Raw genomic sequence first — 6896 nt, 5'->3', positions numbered from 1 at the left:
GGCGCGGGGTCTGCGGCATCGCCGATGCCCGCCAGCGGATCTGCGGCAGGCGCAGTGCCGTTGGGCTCCACGGGTGCGTCAACAATGGTGGCGCCGCCGGGCGCGGACACCGCCTCCGGAGTCGGCGCCGGCTGGACGCTCGCTTCCGGTGGCAACGAGTACCCCAGCGGCTCTTCGCCGCTGCCGGCAGACAGGCGCCATGCCGCGAACGCGCCCAGCACGACAACTGCCGTTGCCAGCAGTGCCAGCCACAGCCATCGACGTGATCGGGTGCCTGGGGCTGCGGCGGCGCGTGCAGCGCCGGCGACCGGGCGTCCTTCCATGTCTGCCAGGATGCGGCCCGTTGCCGGTGCCGCGTTCTTCGTCTGCGCTCCCCCTGAGAGCAGACTTGGTCGATTTATTCCGCCATTATTCAAGTGCATCCAGCCCTTGTTGGGTCGGCATCTGCCGAAAGCGAACCGCCCCATTCTAGTGACTGGGGCAGGACCGTCAACAACGAACAATACATGGAGGATCGGTGGTCGTCATTATCGGGGGAGCGGTGCTGCTGGTGCTGGTCACGGCCGCAGTCGGTTGGGTGCTGATGTTTCCAGAGTCTTTCGAACGCATCCAGGCCGCGCTGGGACGCGTGTTCGGGCGGGTGGGGAACGCTGCCGGTCGTGCCGGGCGGCGAGTCTCGCAGCGCACCGACCGCCTGCAGGGCGGCGTGCGTGAAGAGCTGGGTGCGGCGCAGGGCGCGCTGCGCCGGCATTGGATGGTGCTGGCCGCGGCCGGCTTCCTGTTGCTGGTGCCGCCGGCGGTGATCCTGCTGACCCGGCAGAACGTGGTGCTCGATGAGTTTCGGGGCGATGACCTGTCCGAATCCGGCTCGATGGTCGCCCAGCTGCTCCGCGGTGAACGCCTGACCCCGCCTGCGCCGCCACCGCCAGAAGTCTTCACGACCGAAGAAATCCGCAGGACGCGCCCCGAAATTGTGACGGCCGACAGAAAATGGGGCCAGATTGACCCGGATCTGCAGCAGCGCGTACTGGCCATCTATGAAGTAATGCGCCGACAATACGGCTATGAGATGGTGCTGGTGGAAGGCTACCGCAGCCCGGAACGTCAGGCCGAGCTGATGAGTGGCGGCAAGGCCACGCGCGCCGGTGCCTGGCAGAGCTGCCATCAGTACGGGCTGGGCGTGGACAGTGCGCCGATCCGTGACGGCAAGCTGCAATGGGACATGGGCGACCCGTGGACCCGGCGCGGCTACTTCCTGTACGGCGAACTGGCCGAGCAGGCAGGGCTGGAGTGGGGCGGCAACTGGCGCAGCATCAAGGACTACGTGCACGTGGAGATGTCGCAGCAGTGCCGTGCGGCGCGTGCGGCGAAGAAAGCTGAATTGGCGAAAGGATGATACTTTCACCAGTCAGCTGATATCGTGGGCGAACGATCCGGATCAGCCCCGGGTAGTGGGGGGCGATGGAGTCGCCGGATGCGGAAGCAATCAAGGAGCATGATTGATGTCACGACCATTCGTAGTTGTCGGGGATAAATTGAGTCATGGCGGTAGCGTGGTCACTGGATCGGGACAGACCGATATCGGTGGCAAGCCGGTGGCCCGCATCGGCGACAAAGCCGTGTGCGTGGCGCATGGGCCGACCACGATCGTCAGTGGCGATGCCACCGTGGTGGTCGATGGCAACCCGGTGGCGCGTGATGGGGACCGCACCGCGTGCGGCGCGACCTTGATCGCGTCACAGGGCACGACCGGCATCGGTTGACGGACAGCACAGGTTTGAATCAGCAGGATGGCTTGATGACTCAGGGAGCAGGACGCTAGATGTCCGGGATACTTGGGAAGGCGTTCTCGGTAATCGCGGTTTTCGCGGTGGCTTGGGGTGGCGCAATCTTCTATTGGCGCAGCACTGGCACAGTTCCGTCGGGCATGGAAATGCTCGCCTACCTGGGCCTGGTGCCCGTGGGCCTGAGCGGTGCCGGCTTCATGCTGCGCAACGCCGGGCGCAGCATGCTGGACAAGGCCGTCGATGCGGCGAGCAGCAGCGGCGACGCGAGTGCGGCCGGTGCGCAGGCCGAGGTGATCCCGACGCGGGCGGTGCCGTCGGTGGCCGTGCTGGGCGCAGACATGCGCCTGGGCGTGATGCTCGAGGCCGATGCGTTGCTGGACATGGCCGCCGCGCCGCCGCGCCCGTCGCTCGATGCGCGTTTCCATGATGGCGATGGGCTGCCATTGCTGGTCAGTGCGGACAAGGACCTGGACGATACCGCGGTGGTGCAGGTGCAGATGCCCGGCTTCACCACCCGCGACGGCGAACGCCGCGCGATGACGCTGCTGGAACCGGTGGCCGACTCCTTGATGGGCCAGGCGCTGCTGGCGCTGCCCGAACTGGAAGTGGCCGAGGAGCGGGTGGTGGCCGGTCTGCGCCGCCGCGACGAGCGGGTGGTTGAGCAGGTGTTGACCATCGAGTTGCTGGTGCCGGCCGACTGGTCGGCGTCGCTGCGCACCTACTGCGCGGACTGGCTGCACGCGCGGGCGGTCTACAACGGCCTGGATCCGCGCCGCTTCTCCATCAGCGTGGCGGTCGCCAGCCACGCGGCGGATGTCTGGTCGCGCCTGCAGCGCGTCACCGATGCGCTGGCCCAGGGCGAGCCGCGCTGGTACCTGCTGCTGTCGTGCAGCTCGGCGGTGGACCCCGGCACCATTGCCGCGTGGCTGGACAGCAACCGCATCCTGCACCGGCGCAACAAGGATGGGCAGATCCCCGGCGAAGGCGCCGCCGGCCTGCTCCTGGCCTCGGCCAGGCTGGCCACCGTGCCCACCCCGCACCTGTGGCGACCGCACCGCATGGAACTGGCCGAAGGCCTCAGCAATGCCGAATCGCGCCGCCAGGCCGAGGCATTAGGCCGCGCGATGCTGGCCGACGCCGCCATTGCGCCCGAGCGCGTGGGCTTTGCCCTGCACGATGCGGACCAGCGCAGCCAGGTGGCCGTGGAGGCCTGCGCCGCGGCCGTGGCCGCCAATCCCGATATTGAAATCGACCAGCAGACGCTGGCCGTGCCGGTGTGTGCCGGCGAGCTGGGCCCGGTCCTGCCGCTGGCACTGCTGACCCTGGCCCATGCGCATGCCGCGCGCGGCCAGAGCGCCGCACTGGTGCTGTCGGTGGGCGCGCCGGCCCAGCGCGTGGCCGCGATCCTCGATATTCCCGTTTTGAACGACCCGTCGACCGACACTGTGTCGGCGGCATAACCCTGGACGCCTAGATGATGTTGAGTAATTTCAGGTACTTCCTCGGCGATTACCGCCTGTGGATGGTGATTGGCTTGATCGGTGCCGGTTCGTTGGCGTATTTCGGCGCCGCCGAAGCCCGCCAGATCGGCATCTGGGTGGCCATCGCGCTGGCGGCGCTGCTGTTGCTGGCGCTGGTGGTATGGGTGATCAAGCGCATCCTGGCCCGGCGTGCGGCCAAGCGCGTGGAAGCGATGGTGCAGACGCAGGCGGACCAGGCCGTCGCTGCCGCGCCCTCGGCCCAGCGTGCCGATACCGAGGCGCTGCGCACGCGGATGATGGAGGCGGTCAAGCAGATCAAGTCATCGCGCCTGGGCGTGCTCAAGGGCAAGGCGGCCCTGTATGAGCTGCCGTGGTACGTGATCATCGGCAACCCGGCGGCCGGCAAGAGCACCGCGATCCTGAATTCCGGGCTGCAGTTCCCGTTCGAGGACAATCGCAGCAATGTCATCCAAGGCATTGGCGGTACCCGCAACTGCGACTGGTACTTCACCACCACCGGTATCGTGCTGGATACCGCCGGCCGGTATTCGGTCAGCGTGGAAGACCGCATGGAGTGGCTCACCTTCCTGGGCCTGCTCAAGAAGAATCGGCCGCGCGCGCCCATCAATGGCGTGATCATCGCGGTGAGCATCGCCGAGCTGTCCGGCAGCAAGCCCGAGTTTGCCATCGAGCTGGCCAAGAACCTGCGCCAGCGCGTGCAGGAAATCACCGAGCGGCTGGAAGTGTTCGCGCCGGTGTACGTGCTGTTCACCAAGGCCGATCTGATCGCCGGGTTCAGCGAGTTCTTCCGCAGCCTGGATCCGTCCGAGCGTGAGAATGTGTGGGGCGCGACGCTGCCCTTCGACGTGCACGCGCAGGGCGATGCACTGACTGCCTTCGATTCGCACTTCGACCAGCTGGCCGAGGGCATCAAGGAAATGAGCCTGTCGCACATGGCCATGCAGCGCGGGCGCGAGGTGTCGCCGGGGCTGCTGACCCTGCCGCTGGAGTTCGTGGGCATCAAGCCGGCGCTGCGCACCTTCATCGCCACGCTGTTTGAAGACAACCCGTTCCAGTTCAAGCCGGTGTTCCGCGGCTTCTACTTCAGCAGTGCGCTGCAGGAAGGCCATTCGGTGCACCACGCGTCCGATCGCGTCGGTCGCCAGTTCTCGCTGTCCTCGCGCGGGCACAGCAGCGATGAAGCGCCGACCGGGCAGACGGCGTTCTTCCTGAAGGACCTGTTCCGCAAGGTGATCTTCTCCGACCGCGAGCTGGTCCGGCAGTACTCCAGCCCGCACCAGAACCGCCTGCGCTACGGCGTGTTCCTTGGCGCGGTGGGCGTGCTGGCACTGGCGCTGGGCCTGTGGACCTGGTCCTACACCACCAACGTGCAGCTGGTGAACAACGCGACCAAGGACCTGGAGCAGGCCGTCCGCGTGCAGAAGGATCGCGTGGACCTCAAGTCGCGCATCGATGCGTTGCTGCTGCTGCAGGACCGCATGGAGCAGCTGGACCGGTACAAGAAGGAGGGTGGCATCACCACCAGCCTGGGTCTGTACCAGGGCGACAACATCCGCGCCAAGCTGATGAAGGAGTACTACCACGGCATGCAGCAGGTGATGCTGGATCCGACCGTGGCCAGCCTGGAAGCCTATCTGGGCCAGGTGGTGAACGAGCGCGAGAAGCTGGGGCAGGGTGGCCCGGTGGCCGCCGAAAGCGATGTGCTGTACCAGAATGCCTCGCCCACCAACACCAATGACGCCTACAACGCGCTCAAGACCTACCTGATGCTGGGCAACCGCAAGCAGGTCGAGGGCGCGCATCTGTCGCAGCAGCTCACCCTGTTCTGGCGCAACTGGCTGGACGCCAACCGCGGTCAGATGACGCGTGAGGAGATGGTGCGTGCGGCCGAGAAGCTGATGAACTTCTACGTGGCCCAGTCCGCCGACCCGGCGTGGCCGCAGGTGCAGAACAAGGTGACCCTGGTCAGCGACAGCCGCCAGGCACTGACCCGCGTGATGAAGGGCCAGCCGGCCATGCAGCGTGTGTTCGCGCAGATCAAGGCACGTGCCGCGGCACGCTTCCCGACGGTCACGGTGGATGCGTTGATCGGCAACGAGCGCAACGGCAGCCTGATTACCGGCAGCTACGCCATTTCCGGTGCGTTCTCGCGCAAGGCGTGGGAAGACTACGTCAAGGATGCGGTGAAGGAGGCGGCCAGCACCCAGCTGAGCACCACCGACTGGGTGCTGGACACCACCGAGCAGAGCGATCTGTCGCTGGCCGGCAGCCCCGAGCACATCGCGCGTGAGCTGGTGACCCTGTACAAGCAGGAGTACGCCGCCGAGTGGACCAAGTTCCTGCAGGGCCTGAGCGTTGCCCAGTTCGACAGCTTCGATGAAGCCGCCGCGCGCATGAACGCCCTGGGCGATGCCAACAACTCGCCGCTGCGCACCCTGCTGGAGAAGATCAACGAGCAGACCATCTGGGACAACCCGGCCGCCGAAGCGCGTTCGAAGAAGGCCAAGGGCGGGTTCGTGGCCTGGTTCCAGAAGACCATCCTGCGCAAGGACCCCGAAGCGGTGGCCCAGCAGCAGCCGGTGGGGCCGATTGGCAAGGCCTTTGAAGGCATCGCCAAGCTCACCACCAAGCGGGGCGACCAGCCGGCGGTGATCGATGCCTACTTCGAGACCCTGGCCAAGCTTCGGGCACGCCTGAACGCGATCAAGGGGCAGGGCGACCTGGGCGTGGGCACCCGCAAGCTGATGCAGGACACCTTCAGCAATGAAGGCTCCGAACTGAGCACGGCGGTGGCGCTGGTGGACGAGCAGGTGTTGACCGGGCTGGATGCCGGCCAGCGTGAAGCGCTGCGTCCGCTGCTGCTGCGTCCGCTTACCCAGACCTTCATGGCGCTGGTGGAGCCGACCGAGGAAGAGGTCAACAAGAGCTGGACGGCACAGGTGTACACGCCGTTCTCCGAGCGCATCGGCAAGCAGTTCCCGTTCAACCTCAACTCCGACGTGGACGCCGCCCCGAGCGACATCGCTGCGATCTTCGGCGCCAGCGGCAGCATCGCTGCGTTCAACAAGGACCAGCTGGGCACGCTGGTGCTGCAGCGGGGCAACCTGCTGGAAGCGCGGCGTTGGGCGGGGATGGGCATCAACCTGTCGGCCGATCTGGTCGCCAACTACGGCAACTGGGTCAGTGGCAGTGCGGCCGGTGCGGCTGCGCAGGACACCACCATCTTCGAGATCCTGCCGGCGCCGGCGACCGGCGCGCTGGAGTACACGATCGAAATCGATGGTCAGACCCTGCGCTACCGCAACACCCCGCCGCAGTGGACCACCATGCAGTACCCGAACGTGGGCCAGGTGCCGGGCGTGAAGATCACGGCCGTGGCATCCGATGGCCGCACCGTGGAGGTCTTCAACGCGCCGGGCAGCAACGGCTTCACCCGACTGATGCGGGAGGGCTCGTTCGAGCGCCTGGAAGGCGGCAGCAGCCGCGTGACCTGGAAGGCCGACAACGTGGAAGTCACCGTGGAGATGCGCGTGGTTCGCCGCGCGGGCGAGTCCTCCGGCGGCGGCGATTGGCAGCGCGGCGCGCAGTTGCCGGCCCGCGTGGCCGG

Annotated in this window: 5 protein-coding genes; 4 read left to right on the top strand and 1 reads right to left on the bottom strand. The window is 66.9% G+C overall.

Features of this window, described 5'->3' with window-relative positions; genetic code table 11:
* Positions 1–221: hypothetical protein (locus DBR34_RS21890; protein WP_219928336.1), on the bottom strand; the 221-nt coding region annotated here is incomplete at its 3' end.
* Between the two features lie 296 nt (positions 222–517).
* Between DBR34_RS21890 and DBR34_RS18180 the strand changes: the two genes are divergently transcribed.
* The 4 genes from DBR34_RS18180 to tssM all read left to right on the top strand — a co-directional run.
* Positions 518–1396, top strand: coding sequence for a M15 family metallopeptidase (locus tag DBR34_RS18180; RefSeq protein WP_128097824.1), 879 nt, complete (start codon positions 518–520; stop codon positions 1394–1396).
* 106 nt (positions 1397–1502) lie between these two features.
* On the top strand, positions 1503–1763 hold the full coding sequence (locus DBR34_RS18175; RefSeq protein ID WP_128097823.1) for a PAAR domain-containing protein: 261 nt from the start codon (positions 1503–1505) through the stop codon (positions 1761–1763).
* Between the two features lie 164 nt (positions 1764–1927).
* Positions 1928–3247 (top strand): hypothetical protein, encoded by a 1320-nt coding sequence (locus DBR34_RS18170; protein WP_128097822.1) that lies wholly within the window; start codon positions 1928–1930, stop codon positions 3245–3247.
* Positions 3248–3264: 17 nt separating this feature from the next.
* Positions 3265–6896, top strand: a 3632-nt coding sequence (gene tssM, locus DBR34_RS18165) for a type VI secretion system membrane subunit TssM (protein WP_128097821.1), incomplete at its 3' end; no start/stop codon positions are given.

This window comes from Stenotrophomonas sp. HMWF003 (genome assembly GCF_003061285.1).
In the GTDB taxonomy this organism is placed as follows: domain Bacteria; phylum Pseudomonadota; class Gammaproteobacteria; order Xanthomonadales; family Xanthomonadaceae; genus Stenotrophomonas; species Stenotrophomonas maltophilia_AP.
This window is presented reverse-complemented; position numbering and strand designations above follow the sequence as displayed.

Excerpts from the sequence above, each read along its gene's own strand:
- DBR34_RS18170 (WP_128097822.1), top strand. The coding sequence starts at position 1,928 with ATGGAAATGCTCGCCTACCTGGGCCTGGTGCCCGTGGGCCTGAGCGGT.
- DBR34_RS18175 (WP_128097823.1), top strand. The coding sequence starts at position 1,503 with ATGTCACGACCATTCGTAGTTGTCGGGGATAAATTGAGTCATGGCGGT.